Source organism: Nocardia sp. NPDC004340 (assembly GCF_053602575.1).
In genome coordinates, this window is sequence record NZ_JBSGDW010000008.1 from 28784 (window position 1) to 49548 (window position 20765).

At 69.8% G+C, this 20765-nt stretch carries 18 protein-coding genes; 8 read left to right on the forward strand and 10 right to left on the reverse strand.

Annotated features, from left to right (window positions below):
* Positions 1 to 25: 25 nt before the first annotated feature.
* Positions 26 to 1111: an alpha/beta hydrolase-fold protein gene (locus tag ACWEOI_RS27200; protein ID WP_433673421.1), complete on the reverse strand. Its 1086-nt coding sequence runs from the start codon at positions 1109 to 1111 to the stop codon at positions 26 to 28.
* Positions 1112 to 1307: 196 nt separating this feature from the next.
* Positions 1308 to 2186 (reverse strand): UTP--glucose-1-phosphate uridylyltransferase, encoded by an 879-nt coding sequence (locus tag ACWEOI_RS27205; protein WP_357095085.1) that lies wholly within the window; start codon positions 2184 to 2186, stop codon positions 1308 to 1310.
* 230 nt (positions 2187 to 2416) lie between these two features.
* Between ACWEOI_RS27205 and ACWEOI_RS27210 the strand changes: the two genes are divergently transcribed.
* The 3 genes from ACWEOI_RS27210 (at position 2417) to ACWEOI_RS27220 (ending at position 7806) form a co-directional block, all read left to right on the forward strand.
* The gene (locus tag ACWEOI_RS27210; RefSeq protein WP_452361546.1) at positions 2417 to 3739 is read left to right on the forward strand and encodes a DNA polymerase IV; all 1323 of its coding nucleotides are present in this window, start codon (positions 2417 to 2419) and stop codon (positions 3737 to 3739) included.
* 222 nt (positions 3740 to 3961) lie between these two features.
* The gene (locus ACWEOI_RS27215) at positions 3962 to 4414 is read left to right on the forward strand and encodes a hypothetical protein (protein WP_452361441.1); all 453 of its coding nucleotides are present in this window, start codon (positions 3962 to 3964) and stop codon (positions 4412 to 4414) included.
* A 92-nt stretch (positions 4415 to 4506) separates the two neighbouring features.
* Positions 4507 to 7806, forward strand: coding sequence for an arabinosyltransferase domain-containing protein (locus tag ACWEOI_RS27220; protein ID WP_452361442.1), 3300 nt, complete (start codon positions 4507 to 4509; stop codon positions 7804 to 7806).
* 131 nt (positions 7807 to 7937) lie between these two features.
* Here ACWEOI_RS27220 and ACWEOI_RS27225 read toward each other — a convergent pair whose 3' ends face one another.
* Entirely contained in the window at positions 7938 to 8651 is a 714-nt protein-coding gene (locus ACWEOI_RS27225) for a hypothetical protein (RefSeq protein ID WP_433666781.1), read from the reverse strand.
* Positions 8639 to 9538: a hypothetical protein gene (locus ACWEOI_RS27230; protein WP_433666780.1), complete on the reverse strand. Its 900-nt coding sequence runs from the start codon at positions 9536 to 9538 to the stop codon at positions 8639 to 8641. The genes ACWEOI_RS27225 and ACWEOI_RS27230 overlap by 13 nt, the downstream gene beginning before the upstream one ends.
* Positions 9539 to 9804: 266 nt before the next feature.
* Between ACWEOI_RS27230 and lspA the strand changes: the two genes are divergently transcribed.
* The 3 genes from lspA to ACWEOI_RS27245 are packed head-to-tail and all read left to right on the forward strand — an operon-like array spanning position 9805 to position 12086.
* On the forward strand, positions 9805 to 10464 hold the full coding sequence (gene lspA, locus ACWEOI_RS27235; protein ID WP_452361443.1) for a signal peptidase II: 660 nt from the start codon (positions 9805 to 9807) through the stop codon (positions 10462 to 10464).
* Positions 10461 to 11387, forward strand: coding sequence for an RluA family pseudouridine synthase (locus ACWEOI_RS27240; RefSeq protein ID WP_357095098.1), 927 nt, complete (start codon positions 10461 to 10463; stop codon positions 11385 to 11387). The genes lspA and ACWEOI_RS27240 overlap by 4 nt, the downstream gene beginning before the upstream one ends.
* 12 nt (positions 11388 to 11399) lie before the next feature.
* Positions 11400 to 12086 carry a hypothetical protein gene (locus ACWEOI_RS27245; RefSeq protein WP_452361444.1) on the forward strand — a complete coding sequence of 229 codons (687 nt, stop codon included), beginning with the start codon at positions 11400 to 11402 and terminating at the stop codon, positions 12084 to 12086.
* A 305-nt stretch (positions 12087 to 12391) separates the two neighbouring features.
* Here ACWEOI_RS27245 and ACWEOI_RS27250 read toward each other — a convergent pair whose 3' ends face one another.
* From ACWEOI_RS27250 to ACWEOI_RS27260, 3 genes are read right to left on the reverse strand one after another with little or no spacing between them, the layout of a single operon-like run.
* The gene (locus ACWEOI_RS27250) at positions 12392 to 12607 is read right to left on the reverse strand and encodes a hypothetical protein (protein ID WP_452361445.1); all 216 of its coding nucleotides are present in this window, start codon (positions 12605 to 12607) and stop codon (positions 12392 to 12394) included.
* Positions 12564 to 13157 carry a pyridoxamine 5'-phosphate oxidase family protein gene (locus tag ACWEOI_RS27255; protein WP_433666776.1) on the reverse strand — a complete coding sequence of 198 codons (594 nt, stop codon included), beginning with the start codon at positions 13155 to 13157 and terminating at the stop codon, positions 12564 to 12566. Before ACWEOI_RS27255 ends, ACWEOI_RS27250 begins: the two co-directional genes overlap by 44 nt.
* Positions 13157 to 13951, reverse strand: a complete 795-nt coding sequence (locus tag ACWEOI_RS27260) for an acyl-[acyl-carrier-protein] thioesterase (RefSeq protein ID WP_452361446.1) — start codon at positions 13949 to 13951, stop codon at positions 13157 to 13159. Before ACWEOI_RS27260 ends, ACWEOI_RS27255 begins: the two co-directional genes overlap by 1 nt.
* 219 nt (positions 13952 to 14170) lie before the next feature.
* Here ACWEOI_RS27260 and ACWEOI_RS27265 point away from each other — a divergent pair, with 219 nt between their 5' ends.
* Positions 14171 to 15082 carry an ADP-ribosylglycohydrolase family protein gene (locus ACWEOI_RS27265; protein WP_452361447.1) on the forward strand — a complete coding sequence of 304 codons (912 nt, stop codon included), beginning with the start codon at positions 14171 to 14173 and terminating at the stop codon, positions 15080 to 15082.
* 8 nt (positions 15083 to 15090) lie between these two features.
* Here ACWEOI_RS27265 and ACWEOI_RS27270 read toward each other — a convergent pair whose 3' ends face one another.
* On the reverse strand, positions 15091 to 15918 hold the full coding sequence (locus ACWEOI_RS27270) for a PhzF family phenazine biosynthesis protein (RefSeq protein WP_452361448.1): 828 nt from the start codon (positions 15916 to 15918) through the stop codon (positions 15091 to 15093).
* Positions 15919 to 16056: 138 nt separating this feature from the next.
* Positions 16057 to 18528 (reverse strand): HAD-IC family P-type ATPase, encoded by a 2472-nt coding sequence (locus ACWEOI_RS27275; protein ID WP_433666773.1) that lies wholly within the window; start codon positions 18526 to 18528, stop codon positions 16057 to 16059.
* A gap of 208 nt (positions 18529 to 18736) precedes the next feature.
* On the opposite strand from ACWEOI_RS27275, the gene rarD reads away from it, so the two are divergent.
* Positions 18737 to 19663, forward strand: a complete 927-nt coding sequence (gene rarD / locus ACWEOI_RS27280) for an EamA family transporter RarD (RefSeq protein WP_452361547.1) — start codon at positions 18737 to 18739, stop codon at positions 19661 to 19663.
* A gap of 49 nt (positions 19664 to 19712) precedes the next feature.
* Here the strand turns inward: rarD and ACWEOI_RS27285 are convergent, their stop codons facing one another.
* Positions 19713 to 20765: an ABC transporter substrate-binding protein gene (locus ACWEOI_RS27285; protein ID WP_452361449.1), complete on the reverse strand. Its 1053-nt coding sequence runs from the start codon at positions 20763 to 20765 to the stop codon at positions 19713 to 19715.

Genomic DNA, 20765 nt, shown 5'->3' on the forward strand with positions numbered 1-20765 from the left:
GCTCAGTCGGTTCCGTCGGAGCGCCTCAGTTGGTTCCGTCCGAGCGCGCGGTCTCGGGCGCCCATTCCTCGTCGGGCAGGCCCATGCCCTTGGCGAGCACCGGCCACGAGGCGCGCAGCGCGTCCTGCCAGTACCCCCAGGAGTGCGTCCCCGCCTGGGTGATGTCGAAGGTCGCGGGAATGCTCATGTCCCGCAGCCGCGTCCGCAGATTCCGCGCGCACCAGTCGCTGGCCGCCTCCAGGATGCCGCCCACCAGGATCTGCTGCGGCAGACCGCCGTCGGCCGGGCCCAGGCTGCGCACATCGGCCACATTGTCGTGCTTGCCGGGCAGGCCGCTGCCGTTGGAGACGTAGATCTCCATGCCGCGCAGGGCTTCCGCGTGCACGTAGGGGTCGTTGGCGGCCCACTCCGGATCGTCCATCGGCCCGTACATGTTCACCGGATTGCCGCCGCCGATGGTGATCACCAGGTTCGCAAACTTCTGCCCGACCGGATCGGAGATCTGCGCGCACCCGCTGTAGGCGGCGACCGCCCGGTACAGGCCCGGCGCGGCGATGGCCAGCTGCAGCACCGAGGTGCCCGACATGGACATGCCCGCGATGGCGTGGGTGCCGTCGGTGTCGAGCGCCGCGTCCACCAGCGGCGGCAGTTCCTCGGTGAGGAAGGTCTTCCACATGGGCTGGCCCAGTTTGGGATCGGCGTTGCGCCAGTCCGTGTAGTAGGTGAACGCGCCGCCGATGGGCATCACCACGTTCACGTTCTTGTCCATGAAGAACTGGGTGGCGTCGGTATTGCGCTTCCAGGTCGCGGTGTCCTGGCCGCCGCCCGCGCCGTTGAGCATGTACAGCACCGGCCGCGGTCGCGAGGGATCGGCGGGCCGCTGCACCTCCACGGTGATGTCGGCGTCCATGGCGGCCGAGTGCACCAGCAGGGTGAGGTTGCGCGCGTCGTGGATCTCGAAGCTCTCGATCGACGATCCGTCCTCGGAGACCGTTGTCGCCGCGAGTGCGGCGCTGCCGGTTATCGGGTCGGGAGGGGCGGCGAAGGCCGGGCCCGCGGGCACGACCGTGGTGAACGTAGTGACAAGAGAACAACTTGCCGCCGCGAGCAGTGCTGCCCGAGTGCCCAATCCGCCTAGCAAAACCGACCTTCGATCCACAGGGTGTCCCGACCCATGCGCATGATCGCCGACTCGTGCCCCAATGTTTCAGGTTTCGACAATATCGGGGTCGGCGTGCTTGTGGCACACGGCACTTGTGCGCCGGGCTATGCGGATCGGCTGTGGTTCAGCGCGTGTCGCGGTGCTCCTACTCGGCGACCAGGCCGCGCAGCAGCGGACCGTACTCCGGGTGCGCCAGCGCGGAGGCGAATTGCGCGGTCAGGTAGTCGGCCGGGTTGCCGGTGTCGTACCAGCGACCCCGGATCACCTGGCCGTACACCGGGTTCTCGGCGGCGAAGATATTGATGGCGTCGGTCAGGTACACCTCGCCGGTGCGATGGGTGTACCAGTGGTCGACCTGGCGGCGCAGCTCGGCGATGATGCCGGGCGTGACCACGTAGCCGCCGATCGCGGCGAATTCCGACGGCGCGTCGGCCGGCTTGGGCTTCTCCTTGAGGCCGCTGATCCGCATCAGGCCGTTGCCCTCGGTCTCCTCGACCACCGGCACGCCGTAGCGCGAGGATTCGGCCGGGTCCATCGGCATCAGCGCCAGCACCGGCGCGCCGGTCTTGGCGTAGGCGTCGACGAGCTGCTGGGCGCGCGGCACCTCGGCGACGAAGACGTCGTCGGGCCACAGCACCAGCATGGGCTCGTCGCCCAGGTGGCGGGCGGCGTTCAGCACCGGCGTGCCGTTGCCGTAGGGGCCGTGCTGGTCCAGGTAGGTGATGTGGCCCGCCCGGGCCAGCTCACCGACCTCCTCGACCGCGTCGGCGTAAGCGGTCTTGCCGTCCGCGCGCAGCTGTGCGACCAGCGCCGGATTGGGGCGGAAGTGGTCCTGGATCAACGACTTTCCACCGCTGACCACGATGGTGATGTCGGTGATACCGGAGGCCACGAGTTCGCGGACGGTGTGCTCGATGACCGGCTTGTCGCCCACCGGGAGCATTTCCTTCGGGATCGCCTTGGTCAACGGCAGCAGGCGCGAGCCGATGCCAGCGGCGGGAATCACGGCCTTGCGAATCGTCATGGACGAATTCTCACACAGGTTCCTGCCCGTACCTGTCGGTAGCGGCTTGTAGATTTCCCTCTGTGACCACCTCCGCCGGCCCCGCGAACCCGGGCATCGTGCCTGGTGAGGCCGGTTGTGCTGGGGCGGCGGCGCCAGGCGGCGGGCCGGTGGGGGCCGTGGCGGATTCACGGCAACCCCTCAGCCCCGCCGGAGGCCGGGGCCAGCGGCGCTGGGTGCTGCACATCGATATGGACGCCTTCTTCGCCTCGGTCGAACAGCTCACCCGGCCGACCCTGCGCGGGCGGCCGGTGCTGGTCGGCGGCATGGGCGGGCGCGGCGTGGTGGCCGGGGCCAGTTACGAGGCGCGGGTGTTCGGCGCGCGGTCGGCCATGCCCATGCATCAGGCGCGTCGGCTGGTCGGCGCGTCGGCGGTGGTGATACCACCGCGCGGCGCGGTGTACGGGGAACTGAGCGGGCAGGTGTTCGAGGCCTTGCGGTCGCGGATCCCGGTGCTGGAGACGCTGTCGTTCGACGAGGCGTTCGGGGAACCCGCGGAACTGGCGGGGGCGACGCCGGAGCGGGTGCTCGAATTCTGCGAGGAGCTGCGGACGGCTGTGCGCGAGCGCACCGGGCTGGTGGCCTCGGTCGGGGCGGGCAGCGGCAAGCAGCTCGCCAAGATCGCCTCCGGCCTGGCCAAACCCGATGGGGTGCGGGTGATTCCGGCGGTCGAGCAGGACGGTTTCCTGTCCGCGCTGCCGGTGCGCAAGCTGTGGGGGATCGGGCCGGTGGCCGAGAGTCGTTTGCGCTCCTTGGGAATCGAGACGGTGGGGGCGCTGGCGGCGCTGCCGGAATCGGAGGCGGCCTCGATCCTGGGCGGCAGCATCGGGGTGGCGCTGCACCGGCTGGCCCGCGGTATCGACGACCGACCGGTGGCCGAACGCGCCGAGGCCAAGCAGATCAGCGCCGAAACCACCTACGAGACCGACATTCTCACCCTCGCCCAGCTGCGCCCGGCCATCGACGCCATGGCGTCCTCGGCGCACCGGCGGCTGAGCGCGGACGGGCGCGCGGCGCGCACGGTGGTGCTCAAGCTGAAGAAGACCGATATGAGCATCGTGACCCGATCCTCCACGCTGCCCTACGCCACCGAGGACCTGGTCACCCTGACCGCCGCCGCGCAGCGCTCGGCCCTGGACCCGGTCGAGATCGGCCCGATTCGCTTGGTGGGCGTGGGTTTCGCCGGGCTGTCGGAGATCCGGCAGGAATCGCTGTTCCCGGAACTGGATCAGACGGTGGGCGCCGACGCGGTCGCCGAGGAGCCCACGCTGGCCGCGCCCGGCGGTCCGGATCCGCTGGTACCGCCCGCGACTCGCTCCTTCGCGATCGGAACCTGGTATCCGGGACTGGATGTCGAGCACCCCGATTTCGGCCACGGCTGGGTGCAGGGCGCGGGGCACGGGGTGGTGACGGTCCGCTTCGAGACCCGTTCCACCGGACCGGGTCCCACACGCACCTTCGCCGCCGCGGATCCGGCTCTCACCAGGGCGGATCCGCTTGGCAGCCTGCGCTGAAGGCGTTAAGACCCGAATGCGCGAATTATGAGGATTCGGCCTGAATATGCCGCGCCACCGCCCTCGGACGCGGTTTCCGCGACCGGGCGTTGGTAGTGTCGCCAGTCGGGCAGCGCCGCCGCGGTGTAGCTGTCACTTGTCGAACGGACCTACTCGAACGCAAAGGACGAGCAGTTGAAGCTTCAGAAGACTGGACGTATCGCGGTCGCCACCCTGGCTGTCGTGACCGTACTCGGGCTGTCGGCGTGTGGCAGCGGTGACAAGAAGGAGACCAAGCCCACCAAGGCCACCACCTCCAAGGTCACCGGCGCGCAGAACAACTACCCGGCGGCTCCGTCCGTGGCGGACCTGAATGCCCAGCTGCAGAAGGCGCTGGATCCGAGCATCCCGGACGCGCAGAAGCTGGACATGATGCAGGGCGCCAACGCCGACCCGGCCCTGCCCGGCCGCCTGGCCGAGGCCTACCGGCAGAACAACGCCACCATCACCGTCACCAATGTGACCGACCTCGGCAACGGCACCATCACCGCCGACGCCCAGTTCGCGGTCAACGGTGGCGCGCCGCAGCAGGCCGTCGTGCCGTTCGTGGCCGAGGACGGCAAGTGGAAGGTCCAGAAGGACTGGGTCTGCAACGCCCTCTCGCTGGTCAACCAGACCTCCCCGGCCTGCGGCTAGTCGTCTCGAGCGGACCCGGCATCCCCTAGCGGAATGCCGGGTTCGTCCTCTTCTTGGCGGTCGATGATGAGGACCGCTTAGGATCTGCGGTCGTGACGGACGTGTTGGAGAAGGCGGGGCCGGATGCCGCCGGGAGTGCTGGTGCCGAACCCGAGAGACGGACTCGAGGGGGCTGGGCGCGCCCTGTCGCCCTGATCGCCGGTTTGATCGCGGTGCTCGCGGCGCTGGCGGTGCCGTTCCTGCCGGTGCGTGTGGACCACACCACTCTGACCTGGCCGCAGGGCAATTCGACGCAGAGCGTCGAAGCCCCGCTGATCAGCTACGCGCCGCAGAGCTTCGACGCCACCATTCCCTGCGCCGCCGTGGCCCAGCTGGGCGCGAAGGGCGGCACCCTGGCCGCCACCGGACCCAATGGCGCGCCGGACCTCGAGAAGTACGGATTCGTGGCCCGCGTCACCGCGGCGACCACCGCCGACGGCGTCACCACGCCCGGCAAGCTGGAAGCGATCCTGCACCACAAGACGCTGCTCAGCGTGCCCGTGGACCAGCTGGGCGCGGGCTGCGCGCTCACCGTGCACTCGGACTTCACATCCTCCACCGCGACGCTGACCGGTTCCTCGGTCGAGCCGGTCACCCTCAACGGTGACTACCGGCCGCAGCTGGTCGGGATCTTCAGCGATCTGACCGTCTCCGACGGCGCGAAGGTCACCGCGGCGGTGGACAGCCGCTTCACCTCCACCCCGGGCCCGCTCAAGCGGATCGCCATCTGGACGGCCATCGCCGGCACCCTCGTCGCGCTGGGCGCCCTGTTCGGGCTGGACCGCCTCGACGGCCGCCGCAGCCGCCGCTTCCTGCCCAAGCACTGGTGGACCTTCCAGCCGGTCGACGCCGTGGTGCTGGGCACGCTGGTGCTGTGGCACTTCATCGGCGCCACCACCTCCGACGACGGCTACCAGTTCGGTATGGGCCGCGCGTCCCTGCACGCCGGATACATGGCCAACTACTTCGGCTACTTCGGTGTCCCCGAAACTCCGGTCGGCACACCGTATTACGACCTGATCGGCCATATGGCGCAGGTCAGCCCGGCGAGCGTGTGGATGCGCCTGCCCGCGCTGGCGGCGGGCGTGCTGATCTGGCTGGTGCTCAGCCGCGAGGTGATCCCGCGCCTGGGCGCGCGGGTGCGCCGCGACCGGATCGCGGTGTGGACCGGGGCGCTGGGCTTCCTGGCCGTGTGGCTGGCCTACAACAACGGCCTGCGGCCGGAACCGCTGGTGGCTCTCGGTGTGCTGCTCACCTGGGTGTCGGTGGAGCGGGCCATCGCGACCGGGCGGCTGCTGCCCTACGGCATCGCCGTCAGCATCGGCGCGTTCACCTGCACCGTCGGCCCGTCCGGCATCATCTGTTTCGCTCCGCTGCTGGCGGGCATCCGGCCGATCTGGCGGATCCTCAACCGGCGCGCAACGGAATTGGGCAAGCCGACCCCGCCCGACGCGAGCGCGCTCACCATTCTGAAGGCCCGCTTCGGCGCGTACCTCACGCTGGCCGCTCCGGTGGCCGCGGCCGGCGCCGTGGTGCTGGCGGTCATGTTCTGCGATCAGCCGCTGGCCTCGATGTTCGAGATGAGCCGGGTGCACACCGCGGTCGGCCCGGATGTGCACTGGGACGGCGAATACATTCGCTACCAGTACCTTTTCATGCCCACCATCGACGGTTCGCTGGCGCGGCGCTTCGGCATGTTCGTGTTCTGGATCGGCCTGGCGGTGTGCGCGGCGGTGCTGCTGCGCAAGGGCGGCCGGATCCCGTTCACCGCCTCGGGCCCGGCCCGGCGCGTGCTGGGCACCGGCGTCGGCGTCATCCTGCTGATGATGCTGACCCCCACCAAGTGGACCCACCACAACGGCATCTACGCCGGACTGGCCGGTGTGGTCGCGGTGCTCACCGCGGTCGCGGTCGGCCCCCGGGTGATGCGGTCGCCGCGCAACCGGGCGCTGTTCGCCGCGGTGGTGGCGTTCGCGCTGGCCGCGGCGTTCGCCAGCATCAACGGCTGGTGGTACGTGTCGAACTGGTCGATCTCCTGGAATGACAAGCCGGTGGTGCTGGCCGGGTTCCTGGTCTCGAAGATCTTCCTGGGCATCGCACTGGCGCTGCTCGCGCTCGCCGGCTGGTTCCATGTGCGCGCGCCCGAAAAGCCGGGCCCGCACCGGATCTCGAAGCTGGGCTGGCGTTTCATCGCGATCCCGCCGCTGACGGTGGCGGCCGCGTTCATGGTCGTGTTCGAGGTGGCCATGCTCGCCAAGGGCGCGGTCGTGCAGTACCCGGCGTACTCGCTGGCTCGCTCGAATATCGATGCGGTGCTGGGCAAGCCGTGCGGCCTGGCCCGCGACGTGCGGGTGGAGGAGCAGCCCAACGCGGGCATGCTGGTGCCACTGACCGGCGACGCGCACAGCGCCTTCGGCGCCGAGGCCACCGGCTTCTCGCCCAAGGGTGTCGCCACCGATCTGCGTCCCGACGACGACCTCGACACCGGCGGCAGCGTCGCCAGCGCGGTCAGCGGGCGCAGCAGCGGCACCGCCGACGGAACCACCACCGCGCCACTGCCTTTCGGCCTGGACGCGAGCACCCCGGTGCTGGGCAGCTACAACAGCTCCGAGGCGATCTCCACCCTGACCACCGGCTGGTACACGCTGCCCGCGGCCAAGGATCGCTCCGGCATCATCGCGATCGCCGCCGCGGGCCGCATCCGCTCGGTCGACCAGGACGGCATCGTGACCCCCGGCCAGTCGGTCGAGGTCGAATACGGTGTGCCCGGCGCCGACGGCGTGCCCGTCGCGCAGGGCCGGGTGACGCCGATCGATATCGGTCCCGCCCCGACCTGGCGCAATCTGCGGACGCCGCTGAGCGAGATCCCGGCCGCCGCCACCGCGATTCGCGTGGTCGCCACCGATCGCGACAGCGACCCCAAGCAGTGGGTGGCGCTCACCCCGCCGCGCATCCCACACACGGTGACGCTGCAGGAGTACGTCGGCAGCGCCAAGCCCGTGCTGCTGGATTGGGAAGTGGGCCTGCAGTTCCCGTGCCAGCGGCCCTTCGATCACCTCGACGGCATCGCCGAGGTGCCCGAGTACCGCATCCTGCCCGACCGCGGCGGCGCGGCCATGACCACGCTGTGGCAGAGCCACGACGGCGGCGGCGCGCTGGGCTGGAGCTCGATGCTGTTGCGCCCGGTCACCATCGCCACCTTCTTGGACAACGACCCGCGCCGGGACTGGGGCGAGCTGCAGCGGTTCGAGCGGATCGACAGTTCCGCGCAGACCGCCAAGCCGTCGGTGACCGTCGAGAGTCACACGGGTATGTGGAATCCCGGGCCGATCAATGTGACCGGCTGGCAGTAGCTTCGGCCGTCACACCGTGACCGTGATCCGCCCCCGCTTCCGATCGGAAGCGGGGGCGGTGTCGTTCTGGGGGACTCAGCCCTGCATGGCCGCGGGCCTGTAGCTCCTGCGCGCCGCGGACAGGGCGGCAGCTAGGGGCCCGCGGCTCCCCGCAGTTTCCGCACCTGGGCCGCCGTCATGGCGCTGAGCTGCTGCGGATCGGGTTCCTTGGCGTCGGAGTAGGCGATCTGCACGACGGTCGAGCCCACCAGCGTGATGCTCACGTCGGTGTAGAGGGTGAGGCCTTCGCTGGTGGTCCGGACCTGGAACGCGGTCGATCCGTCGCCGGCCTGCGGCTGATTCAAACCACCCAGCCGGAACTCGACCTTGGTGTTGTCGGCATCGGTGCCCGAGTACTTCGTGCACCCGGTCAGCAGCGACTGGGCGGCGGAGAAGGCCTGGGCCGCGCCGCCGTTCGCATAGGACGCCGCGTCGATGTCGACACTGGCGAAGTTCATGCCCCCGAACTGGGCCGCCGCGCGCGCCGCCGCGCCGGGCGCCTGCACCGCGATGGCTTCCAGCACCTTCGCGCACTGCGCGGGATCGGTCTTCGCGCCCGCGCCGCCCGACGCGCCGGGCGGCGGGTCGTCCAGGGCGGTGAACCCCGCGGGCATGGCCGTCAGATCCAGCAGATCCGAGCGCAGTGTGTACTCGTCCAGAACCGGTGCGCCGCCAGGCGACTGCGTGGGCTGCACGGCCGGGCCCAGGCTGGGCAGCGGGCCCCCGGAGTCCTTGCTGTTCCCGCAGGCGGTGGCGGTCAGCGCCAGCGCGCCCGCCAGCAACGCCAGCCGTGTCAGGCTCCCCACTGCACCTCCGTGCGCAGCGTCTGGCGCAGGGTCACCGCGCTGCGCGGGTCGCGGTAGGTCTGGTTGCCGCCGACTTCGACCTGGCCGGAAACCGGCAGCGGCAGGCCCAGATCCACGGCGATGGTGCCGGTGCCGTGCATCAGGTAGTCGACGATCTCGAGCTGGCCCGCCTCGTTGGGCAGATGCCACACCGCGGACTTCGGACTCTGCACCACGTTCAGTTCGATGGTGAGCTCGTTGCCCTCGCGGGCGGTGAGGGTGCAGGTGGTCACCTGCTCGAGCGGGACGCTCCCGGAAACCTGTTGCCGCACGGTCCATACCGCGCCCACGCCGACGGCCTCGGTCGGGAAGGCGATGGACTGGTACACGGCCTGATAGAACGACTGCTCCAGGGCGGCGCGCGCGGCGTCGGAGGTGGCAGGTTTGGGGGCCAGCTTGAGCGCGGTGATCGCGCCCAGCTCGCTCACGTCGAAACCGACGTGGGAGCCGTCGGCGTGGGTCAGCGCCGCGGCGAGGGCCGGGTCGGGGGAGGTGACATTGCCGACGGTCAGTTCGACGCCGTCGGCCTCGGCCTGCGCGGTCAGCGGGATGGTGACCGCGGGCGGGGAGATGTCGCGCTGCGCCTGCTGATTGATCTGCTGCTCGATGTGGTGCTCGGTGCTCAACGTCACCTGCTGGCTGGTGCCCGGCTCCAGGGTGCGGCGCAGAGGGGAGCGGGGTTCGGCGCCCGGGTTGACGACGGTGGTGGTCACGGCCTCGATGGGCATGGTGACCTCTTTGTTGATGCCCACCGGCTCGGTGCCGTCGCCCTCGGCCGTGGTCTCCGACGAGTCGCTGCAGCCGACGCCGAAGGCGGTCAGGGTGACCGCGAGGACCAGCAGCAGCACCCCGGAACGGTGGCCGCGGGCGCTCCCGCGGCGAGGCGGTCGCGGGGCTCCGGAACAGGGTGCGGTGGCGTTCGCCGAGCTGGGGGAGGAAGACAACACCGTCACGTCGAACAGGTTACGACGGGTTCCTGAAAAACAGCTGGGATCCTGTGCGGCCGCCGTTTCGGTCCGCCGGGACGGGCCCCGGGTCGGCCCGCGCGGCGGTTCGGAGCCGCCCGGCCCGGACCGTTCGGAGTCCGCGGGCGTCGATAAGGAATGATGTCAGGGTGAGTACCGACCGGCCGCGCGAAACGGGCGCTGAGGAACCAGACAAGTCGCCAAGGGAGACCGTTCCCGCGATCGATGCCGAGGCTTCCCCCGCCGGCGAACCCGCCGAGTCGGACAGCGCTCCCGCCGAGACCGCGTCGCAGCCGCTGCGCCTGCGCAATCTGCTGGTGCTCGCCGCCGTGGTGCTCGGCCTGGATCTGCTGACCAAGACGATCGTGGTCTCCACCATGACCCCCGGCAAGCCGATCTATCTGATCGGCGACTGGGCGCGGCTGTCGCTGGTCCGCAACCCGGGCGCGGCGTTCTCCATGGCCACCGGCATGACCTGGCTGCTGACCCTGATCGCCGCCGCCGTGGTGATCGGCGTGATCCGGATCGGTCGCACCCTGCGCTCGCTGCCGTGGGCCATCGGCCTGGGCCTGGTGCTGGGCGGCGCGCTCGGCAACCTCATCGATCGCCTGTTCCGAGCGCCCGGCCCGCTGCAGGGTCACGTGGTGGATTTCGTGGCGGTCGGCTGGTGGCCGGTGTTCAATGTGGCCGATTCGGCCATCGTGTGCGGCGCGATCCTGCTGGTGGCGTTGACGGTGTTCGGTTTCGAACCCGACGGCACCCGCATGCACCGCGCGTCCGCGACGACCGCGGAGGGGAAGGCGGCATGAGGGAGACTCGCAGCATGCCCGTGCCCGACGGCCTGGACGGCATGCGTGTCGACGCCGGGCTCTCGCGGCTGCTGGGCCTGTCCCGCACCGCGGTGGCGGCCATGACCGAGGACGGCTCGGTGCAGCTCGACGGCGTCGCGGCCGGAAAGTCGGATCGGCTCACCGCCGGTGCGTGGCTGGAGGTCGAATTCCCCGAGCCCAAGCGCGAACTCACCGTCGAGGCGACCCCCGTCGAGGGCATGAAGATCCTCTACGCCGACGACGACATCGTGGCCGTGGACAAGCCGGTCGGCGTGGCCGCGCACACCGGTGTCGGCTGGACCGGCCCCACCGTGGTCGGCGGTCTGGCCGCGATGGGCTACCGCATCTCCACCTCTGGCGCGCACGAGCGCCAGGGCATCGTGCACCGTCTCGACGTCGGCACCTCCGGCGTGATGGTGGTCGCGCAGTCCGAGCACGCCTACACCCAGCTCAAGCGCGCCTTCAAGTACCGCACCGTCGAGAAGCGGTATCACGCTCTGGTGCAAGGCCATCCGGATCCGTCGAGCGGCACCATCGACGCTCCGATCGGCCGGGCCCGCGGCAACGACTGGAAGTTCGCGGTCACCGCCGACGGCCGCCCGTCGGTCACCCACTACGACACGGTCGAGGCCTTCCAGGCCGCCAGCCTGCTCGACATCCACCTGGAGACCGGCCGCACCCACCAGATCCGTGTGCACTTCTCGGCCGTGCGCCATCCCTGCTGCGGTGACCTCACCTACGGCGCGGACCCGCGCCTGGCCGAACGGCTGGGTCTGGAACGGCAGTGGCTGCACGCCCGCCAGCTGGGCTTCAACCATCCCGCCGACGGCCGCTGGGTCGAGATCACCAGCGAATACCCCGCCGACCTGGAACACGCGCTCGACGTCCTGCGTCAGCACTGATCGGAGCTCCGAGTGGATGCACCGCGGCCGCGCGGCGTGGCGGGCTCGACCCCGCGCCGCGCCGGGATCGCCACGGCGGCGGTGCTTCTCGTCGTCCTGATCCTCGTCCTGGGCTGGGCGAACCCGCCGCGGCCGGGGATCATCGCGACCGACCGGCTGGGACCGGAAAGCGGTGAGCCGGTGGCCGATTACCTGACCCGCGCCCGGAATTCCTTGGAAGGCAGCGACTCCGGAGGCCACTGGGCCCTGCTGTCCTTCACCGAGGGCGTCACCGCCGACCGCATCCCCGAATTCAGTGCGGGCCTGCGCGTCTCGGAGGTCGACTACCACGTGTGGGTGGACCGGGTCGCGACGCCCATCATCGCGATCGGTGTGCCATCGGGGGAGAGCGTCGCGGTCGCCTCGGTGAAATCCGCCGCCGCCCAGATGGAATCGACCACCACCTTCGACACCCGCTCCGCGCAGGTCAAGGACCTCGTCGCCGCCCGGCTGCGCGCCGACTGCGCGTGCGTCGTGGGCGTCGTCGTCCACGGCTCCCTCTCCCAGCTGCGAACCGTGGCCACCCGTCCTGGAATCCGCGCGGTCGAAGCGCTACCGGCCGACGCTTCCGCCGCCGTCTTCGCCGTCTCGCCGCTCCTGCCCGAGCAGCGTGAGGCCGCGGTCCCGGGCCCCGACGACGGCCCCGTCCCCGCCGGCTGACCGGTTCCTGGACGCTCGACTTTGCAGAATCTTCATCAACTAAATCTGCTCGCTCCGTCCGAATCGATTGATAGCCGGGAGTATGCTCTTACCTGGCGTCGTTCCACATGACGTCCTTTCCGGTCAGGTCGATGCGGTAGCTCTCGGCCGGCCACAATGCGCGTTCCGATCGGGACGTCGCATGTGCTTCACAAGGTTTACTACTTCACCAAAGAGCCAATCGGGTGTCGCAGAGCCGATTCGGCGTGCGACGCGATCGTGGTCAGGTCCGGTAGCTCGGCAACGCAGCCTGGTAGACGCGGACATCACAACAGCTCGTGGTAAGGAAGCAAAATGTCCAGAAAGATCATGAAAACCGTAGCGGCGACAGTATTTGCGGCGCCCGTGCTGGTCTTGGCCGCACCCGCGGCCGGCGCCGACGCCACCGCTCCGGCGCCTCCGGCGACCTCCGCCACGCCGATCGACGGATCGTTCGGATCAGCTGCGTGGTGTTTCAACCTCGGTAGCGTCATCTGGTGCATCTGAGTGCTCCTGTGACAGCGCCATCCCTCGGTGCGCGAACTGCCAGCGGGTTGCCCCGTGTGGATCGGTCAGCGCCACCCCGACGGCCGAGTGGATGGTGAAGCGGTACAGGTGCCATGGTGCGGGACCCGCACTCTGGGCGCTGTAGGGGGCGGTGACCTCGTCTCCCGATCGTTCCGCGGGCCATCCGCCCGCGCGGTAGACAGCCGTGACGCGGTCGAGTTCGACCGTGCCGGAAACTCGGTGAGCCTCCCCGGAGAGGACCAGGTCCACTCCGGGGAGGCGGAGTGAGAGCGTGCAATTCGGGTTCGAGGCCAGGTTCCGGGACTTCCTGGTGGCCGGTCCGCTCGTGAAGTAGAGCCGGCCGTCGGCTTCGACGCAGCCGATTCCGGCGGAGCTGGGCTTGCCGGAAGGGCTTACGGTGCTGAGGAATTCGGCCGTCTCGGGGAGGCCGATGGCCATGTCGAGTGCCTTCAGGACGCGGTCCCAGGGCAGGTCGGCCTGGCCGTAGATATTGAGATCCTCGGCGGAAACGGGGGTGGGGAGCATCAGTCGTCCTCCAGTGGGCGGAGTTGGGCGATGGCGCGTGTCTCCTGGTCGACGGTGAACCAGAGCGTGAGCGCGCCGGGGGCGTCGACGGCGTGGATGTCGAGGGGTTCACCGAAGCGGATCGGCTTGTTGTACTCGAGGATGTAGCGGTGCGGGCCGCGGGTGAGTCCGGGTGCGTCGGCGGCGAATTCGTGGACGGCGTGCCAGTACGCGGTGTTGGTGATGTGCCGGAAGTGATCGGTGTCGGCGCGCCGGAAGGTGTACCGGGTGCCGTCGGCCGCCGGGGCCGGGGCGTCGAGCCACTGGCGCCAGCGCAGGCGGTGGTCGTCGGTGGTGGTGGCCATGAGTTCGAAGAATTCGTCGGTGAGGCGGGAGGGGCTCATCGTCGCCTTGTTCACGTGAATCCAGAAGCCCTCGGTATCGACCAGGCCGCCGGCCTCGGAGTCGATGCGGACGCGCATGGTGCACCAGCGCGGGGAGACGCCGGAGCACCAGCGACGGACACGGAGCCGGGTGGGCCAGGCGATCGGGCGCAGCACGTCGATGACGGTGCGCCGCACGATCCAGTGTGGGTGGGATTCGAGCGAGCCGATGTGCATCAGATGGTCGACCCCGGCGTCCTGGAGATGGCGGGCGATGCCGTCGATGCGCATCTTCCGGTTCTCGTCCATGTCGACGGTGCTCAGGCGGCGGTCGACGTCGAAGATGTGGCCGGAGCCCGGGACGGGGGCCAGGGGCGCGGACAGCGGGTCCGCGGCGGCCCGGTCGGAATGGCCGGCGAGCTGGTTCTTCATCGGCAGAACCTCCGGATCTTGCATCCGAGTGGCGGGAGGGAGTGCACGGAACGACAGCGGCGGCGACACTGCACCGGAGTGATTCCGAGGGTAGTCCAGAACCCGTGAAGACCGCGGATGCCCGGTTCGGCGTGGCCCCGGGGTGGGTAACGTCGTAGTGGATCGGATACGCGTGGCGGATCGATGCCGACGGCATCGGAGCGGAAGAGGCGATTGCGGATGGAATTGACGCCGGAGCAGGCTGATCGGGCCCTGGGCGTGCTGGTGGGGACCGCGGCGGGGGATGCGCTGGGTGCCGGATACGAGTTCACCCATCCCGGTCCCGACGTGGAGATCCATATGAAGGGCGGCGGCGCGTTCCGGTGGGCGCCGGGGGAGTGGACCGACGACACCGCCATGGCGGTCGCGGTGGCCCGCGCGGCGGCGGTGGCGGGCGACCTGTGCGGCCCCGAGGGGCTGGACGCGGTGGCCGCCGAATTCGTTGCGTGGTGGGACTCCAAGCCCGTCGATATCGGGAACCAGACGCGGCAGGTGCTCGAGCACCGCGATCGGACCGGCCGGGCCATGCAGCTGCGGGCGCACGATCTGCCGGGGCTCAAGGCGGGCAACGGGTCGCTCATGCGGACCGCCCCGGTCGCCCTCGCCTACCTCGACGATGCCGAGAAGTGCGGCAAGGCAGCCAAACTGGTGAGCTCCCTGACCCACTACGACATGCAGGCCATGCAGGCGTGCAAACTCTGGACCCTCGCCATCCGCCACGCCGTGCTGTTCGGCACCTACGACGGCCTGCGGGAGGCGCTGTCGCAGGTGGACACCGGATTCTGGGAACCGTTGCTGGACAAGGCCGAAACCGGCGTCCCGGCCGACTTCGCCAAGAACGGCTGGGTGGTGCACGCCCTGCAGACCGCGTGGTGGGCGATCACCCACGCCGAAACCCTCCCGGCCGCACTGGAACTGGCGGTCCGCGCGGGCGGCGACACCGACACCACCGCGGCCATTGCGGGCGGCCTGCTCGGGGCCCGCTGGGGCGCGTCGGCCGTGCCCGCGGAGTGGCGGGAGATCATGCACGGCTACCCCGGCTACCGGGCCGACGACCTGGACACGCTCACCCGGCAGATCGTCGCGCGCTGACGCGGCTCTCAGTCCGGGATGCGGACGACGCCGTCGAGGTAGCGGCGGCAGCGGCCGGTCAGGCGGACGCGGTCGCCCGTCAGCGTGCAGCGCAGGGAGCCGCCGCGGCGGGAGAGCTGTCGGGCGGTGAGGCTGGTGCGGCCCAGTTCGCGGCTCCACAGCGGGGTCAGCTGGGCGTGCGCGGAACCGGTGACGGGGTCTTCGGGAATGCCCTGGCCGGGGGCGAAGACGCGGGAGACGAAGTCCACCTCGGTGCCTTCGGCGGTGAGGATGGCGGCGCGTTTCAGGTCGGGGAAGGCGGCGAAGTTCGGGCGGGATTCGCGCACTTCGTGTTCGGCGGTGACGACCAGCACCACGTCGATGCCCTCGAAGGCGCGCAGCGGCCGCACGCCGAGCGCCTCGGCGAGCCGGTGCGGAAGTTCCTCCTGCGCATCGATTTCCACCGATGCCACCGACGGCAGGTCCAGCACCAGGTCGTCGCGGTCGCGGTCGACGCGCAGCCAGCCGCTGCGGGTGTAGAAGTGCACCCGGTCCGCGCCGGGGTGCATGTCGTCGAGGATCTGGGCGGCGGTGGCCATGGTGGCGTGCCCGCAGAGGTCGACCTCCACGGTGGGGGTGAACCAGCGCAGGTGGAAGGCGGGCGAGTTGTCCGGCGGCACACCCGCTTCCACGGGTAATGCGGAGGTGTAGAAGGCGGTCTCGGCGAGGTTGTTCTCCTCGGCCAGCCGCTGCAGCAGCTCGTCGGGCAGCCACGACAGCAGCGGCATGACCGCCGCGGGGTTGCCGGAGAACGGCGCGTCGGCGAATGCGTCGAGCTGATGCAGCAAGACCTCCATGGGGCACAAGGTACCTGCGATTTCGACCGCTGCCCAGGACGGCCGACCACCCGGCGAGCCAAACCATGCGACCAGTTTGGAAACAGCGGAGCGGCGGCACACCGTGGGGTGCGCCGCCGCTCCGGAACATCGTGCGATTCAGTCGTTTTCGTCCAGGAGGGCCGGTGCGTTGTGCGGGGTGTCGCCGAGATACTTGGCGCTGAGCCACCACGCCACCTCGACCAGCACCACGCCGATCGCGCCGCACACCACCGCCGAGGTGGTCAGCGCGACATTGGACGGATCCAGCTTGAAGAAGTGCCGCGTGAACGGCACCGCGAACAGGATCAGGTATCCCGCAACGGAACCCGCGACCAGCAGGATCTTCCACCAGTTCCACGGCCGGGCCACGATGGCCAGCACCCACACCGCGATGATCAGCAGCGTGATCAGCGCCGTCGTGCCGGCCTGCACCTTCGCGGTCTCTCCGGCATCGGGTCCCCGGTAGGCGATCAGGTAGGAGATGAACGTCATCACGCCGATCACCACGCCGGACGGGATCGCCAAACGCATGACGCGGCCGACGAATCCGGTGCGGGCGCGCTCGTTGTTGGGCGCGAGCGACAGGATGAAGGCCGGGATGCCGATGGTGAACCAGGCGGCGATCGTCACGTGGCGGGGCAGGAACGGGTAGCCGATCGCCTTGTAGTGGAAGATCTGCGACCCGATGCCCGCGATGCCGACCAGGAACGCCAGCACCACCGAGTAGACGGTCTTGGTGAGGAACAGGTTGGAGACCCGCTCGATATTGCCGATCACCCGGCGGCCCTCGGCCACCACGTACGGCAGGGTCGCGAACTTGTTGTCCAGCAGCACGATCTGTGCCACCGAGCGGGTGGCGGGGCTGCCCGAGCCCATGGCGACGCCGATGTCGGCGTCCTTGAGGGCGAGCACGTCGTTGACGCCGTCGCCGGTCATGGCGACGGTGTGACCCCGAGACTGCAGCGCTCCGACCATGGCGCGCTTCTGATCCGGGCGGACCCGGCCGAAGACGGTCTTCTCGTCGAGCACGTCCGCGAGTTCGTTCTGATCGGTCGGCAGCGTGCGGGCGTCGACCGGATCGTCGCCGCCGCTCAGCCCGAGCGAGGACGCGACCGCGCCGACCGACACCGCGTTGTCGCCGGAGATGACCTTGGTCGAAACATGCTGGGAGGCGAAGTATTCGAGGGTGCCCTTGGCGTCGGGCCGCACCTTCTGCTCCAGCACCACCAGCGCCGCCGGGGTGACCTGGCCGGGCGCGTCGGGTGCGTCGACCGGGCGGTCGCTGCGGGCCAGCAGCAGCACGCGCAGGCCCTTGGCCCCGATCTCCTGTGCGGTGGCGGCGATCTCGGTGTCCGGGTCCAGCAGCACGTCGGGCGCGCCCATCAGCCAGTTGCCGTGCTCACCGTAGGACATGCCGCTCCACTTCTTGGCGGAGGAGAACGGCGCGAGACCGGTGGACTGCCAGCCGGGGGCGTCCGGCAGGGCTTCCTTGATGGCGAGGACGGACGCGTTGGGGCGCGGGTCGTCGGCGGCGAGGGCGGCCAGCGCGCGGCGCAACTCCTCGGGGGCCTGGCCGTCGTTCGCCGGGTCCACCGCGCGCCCGCTGTCGTCGACCGGCCGGATCTCGGCCAGCCGCATGCCGTTCTCGGTGAGGGTGCCGGTCTTGTCGGCGCACACCACGTCCACCCGGGCCAGGCCCTCGATGGCGGGCAGCTCCTGCACCAGGCACTTGCGCGCGCCGAGCCGGACCACGCCGACGGCGAAGGCGATGGAGGTCATCAGCACCAGGCCCTCGGGCACCATCGGCACCAGGGCGGCGACCATGCCGTTGACCGCGGGCCGCCAGGATTCCTTGGAGGAGAACAGCTGGTTGTAGATGGACAGCAGGCCCGCCGGAATCAGCAGGTAGGTAATGACTTTCAGGATGGTGTCGATGCCGCTGCGCAGCTCGGACTTGACCAGGGTGAACTTGCTGGCCTCGTCGGCGAGTTTGGCGGCGTAGGCGTCCTTGCCGACCTTGGTGGCCCGGTACGCGCCGCTGCCGGACACCACGAAGCTGCCCGACATGATCTGCGCGCCACGGGTTTTGTCGATGGGGTCGGCCTCGCCGGTGAGCAGTGACTCGTCGACCTCGAGGAGTTCGGTCTCGATCACCTCGCCGTCGACGACGATCTGGTCGCCGGGGCCGAGTTCGATGATGTCGTCGAGCACGACCTCCTGCGGCGTGACCGCGGTGGCCTGCCCGTCGCGGCGCACCACCGGTTTGGCCTGTCCGACGATGGCCAGCTTGTCGAGGGTGTTCTTGGCCCGGATCTCCTGGATGATGCCCACCGCGCTGTTGGCGACGATCAGCAGGCCGAACATGCCGTCGATGATCGATCCGGTGGCCAGCACCAGGATGAACAGCACGCCGAGGATGGCGTTGATCCGGGTGAAGACGTTCGCCCTGACGATGTCCTTGACCGACCTGCTGGCCCGTTCCGGCACGTCATTGGTCAGCCCGTCCCGCCGCCGCTGCTCCACCTCGGCGGAGGTGAGCCCCAGCGCGGGTGGGCTCGGCGGACTCGCTGCCTGCGCGGTGATCGACATGCCGACCAGGCTAGCCCTTCCGGGCCGTTAACCCAGATGTAGCTGACATCGGAGGTGTCGAAAAGGCGCGCTGTGCCAGGTCAAAGGCAAATACGACAAATCGGACATCGGGAAAAGGGCTTGTTGCGCACGCTAACGTAATTGAGTGGCCGAAGGACATCAGCATCCGAAGTCCCCCGCCCCGCACCCGGCCGCGGGCGCCGCGACGGTGACGGCCGAGCGGGGGTGGCGTGGCCGCTTCACGCGGCACGACGGCGAGCGGGATGCCGGGATCGCTTTCGGGATCGGCGCGTACTTCCTGTGGGGTCTGTTCCCCGCGTTCTTCGGTTTGCTGTCCTTCGCCAGCGCGGGGGAGGTGCTGGCCGAGCGAATCTTGTGGACCCTGGTCGTCGCGCTGCTGGTGCTGCTGGTCGCCGGGCGGCTAGGGGAGTTGCGGCGGATCGACGCGCGGACCTGGCGGCTGGCGGCGGTGGCCTCGGCCGCCATCTCGCTGAACTGGGGCACCTATGTGTACGGGGTCATCTCGCATCACGTGGTGGAGTGCGCGCTCGGCTATTTCATCAACCCGCTGGTGACGGTGGCGTTCGGCGTCCTCATCTTCCGCGAGAAGCTGCGCACCCCGCAGTGGGTGGCGCTCGGGCTGGGCGCGACCGCGGTGATCGTGCTGACCGTCGACTACGGGCGGCCGCCGTGGATCGCCTTGATCCTGGCCTGCTCGTTCGCCACCTACGGTCTGGTCAAGAAGGTGATCCGGCTGGACGCGCTGCCCGGGCTGGCGGCGGAGGGGCTGGCGGCCGCGCCGTTCGCGTTGATCGCGGTCATCGCCATCGCGCTCACCGGCAACGCGACCTTCGGCTCCTCGGCCGGGCACACCGGACTGCTCATGCTGACCGGTCCGGTGACCCTGGTCCCGCTGGTGCTGTTCGCGCTGGCCGCCCCGCGAGTCCCGTTGTCCACCATGGGAATCCTGCAGTACCTGACGCCCGCGCTCCAGCTGACCTGGGGTGTCGCCGTCGGCCACGAACCGATGCCCGCCTCCCGCTGGGCGGGTTTCGCGCTGATCTGGCTGGCGCTGGCCATCTTCACCGCCGACGCTCTGCGCCGCTCCCGCCGCGCCGCGAAGACCTCCGCCTAGCTCGGAACCGCACACCCCCTCATGCGGTGTGCGGTTCCGGGCGGCCGGGTCAGGGTCGGTGTGCGCCCTGGGCCTTGCCGACGAACTCGTTGGTGTAGGTGGCGTCCAGGTCGATACGGTCCTTGACGGGAGCCACATTGCGGGAGTACTGGCCGAGGATGCGCAGGACGTTCTCCGCGCCTTCGCGTTTCATCAGGCCGTCACCGTTGAACATGCTGATCGAGTCGGTGATGGACTTGACGTACAGCTTCGGATCGCCGCCCGCGTACTGGGCGGGCATCTCGGCGGCGATCTCCTCGGGGGAGTGGGCCTTGATCCAGCGCAGCGTCTCCACGAACGCGTTCGCGAGCTTCTGCACGATGTCCGGATGCGCCTGCACCGTCTCGCACCGCATGTACAGCGACGCGGCCGGATACAGTCCGCCGAGCGCCGCCCGGGTGCCCTGCTCGTTGCGCATGTCCACCAGCACCCGGGCGTCCCCGGAGGAGACCATCTTGGCGACGGTCGGATCGGTGGTCATGCCCGCGTCGATGCCATCGTGGTTCATGCCCGCGATGAAGGTCTGTCCCGCACCGACTTTCACCCGTGTGTAGTCGGAGGTCCCCAGTCCGGCCTGCCCGGCCAGCGCCTGGGTGAGGAAGTCGGTGGACGAACCCAGCGACGTGACACCCAGATTCCGGCCCTTGAAGTCCGCCGGCGACTTGATGGCGGCAGCGTCGTCCTTGGACACCAGCTCCACCTCGCCCGGCACGTCCGCGAACTGCACCACGGTCTTCAGGCACTGGTCCTTGGCCTGCAGGTCGATGGTGTGGTCGTAGAAGCCGACCACGGCCTGCACGTCGCCGGTGAGCAGCGCGGTCTCGGCGTTCGCGCCGGACTGCTCGCCCAGCAGGTGCACGTCGAGGTCGTTGGCCCGGAAGAAGCCGAGCCGCTCGGTCAGCATGGCGGGCAGGTAGATGACCTTCTCCAGGCCGCCCACCATGATGGTGATCTGCGGCCGCCCGTTCGCGGTCGGAATGGTGCGGGAGTCGCGGCAGCCGGTCGCCAGCAGCAGCGAGCCGACGGCGAGCAGGATCACGGCGATATGCTTGCGGTACTTCAT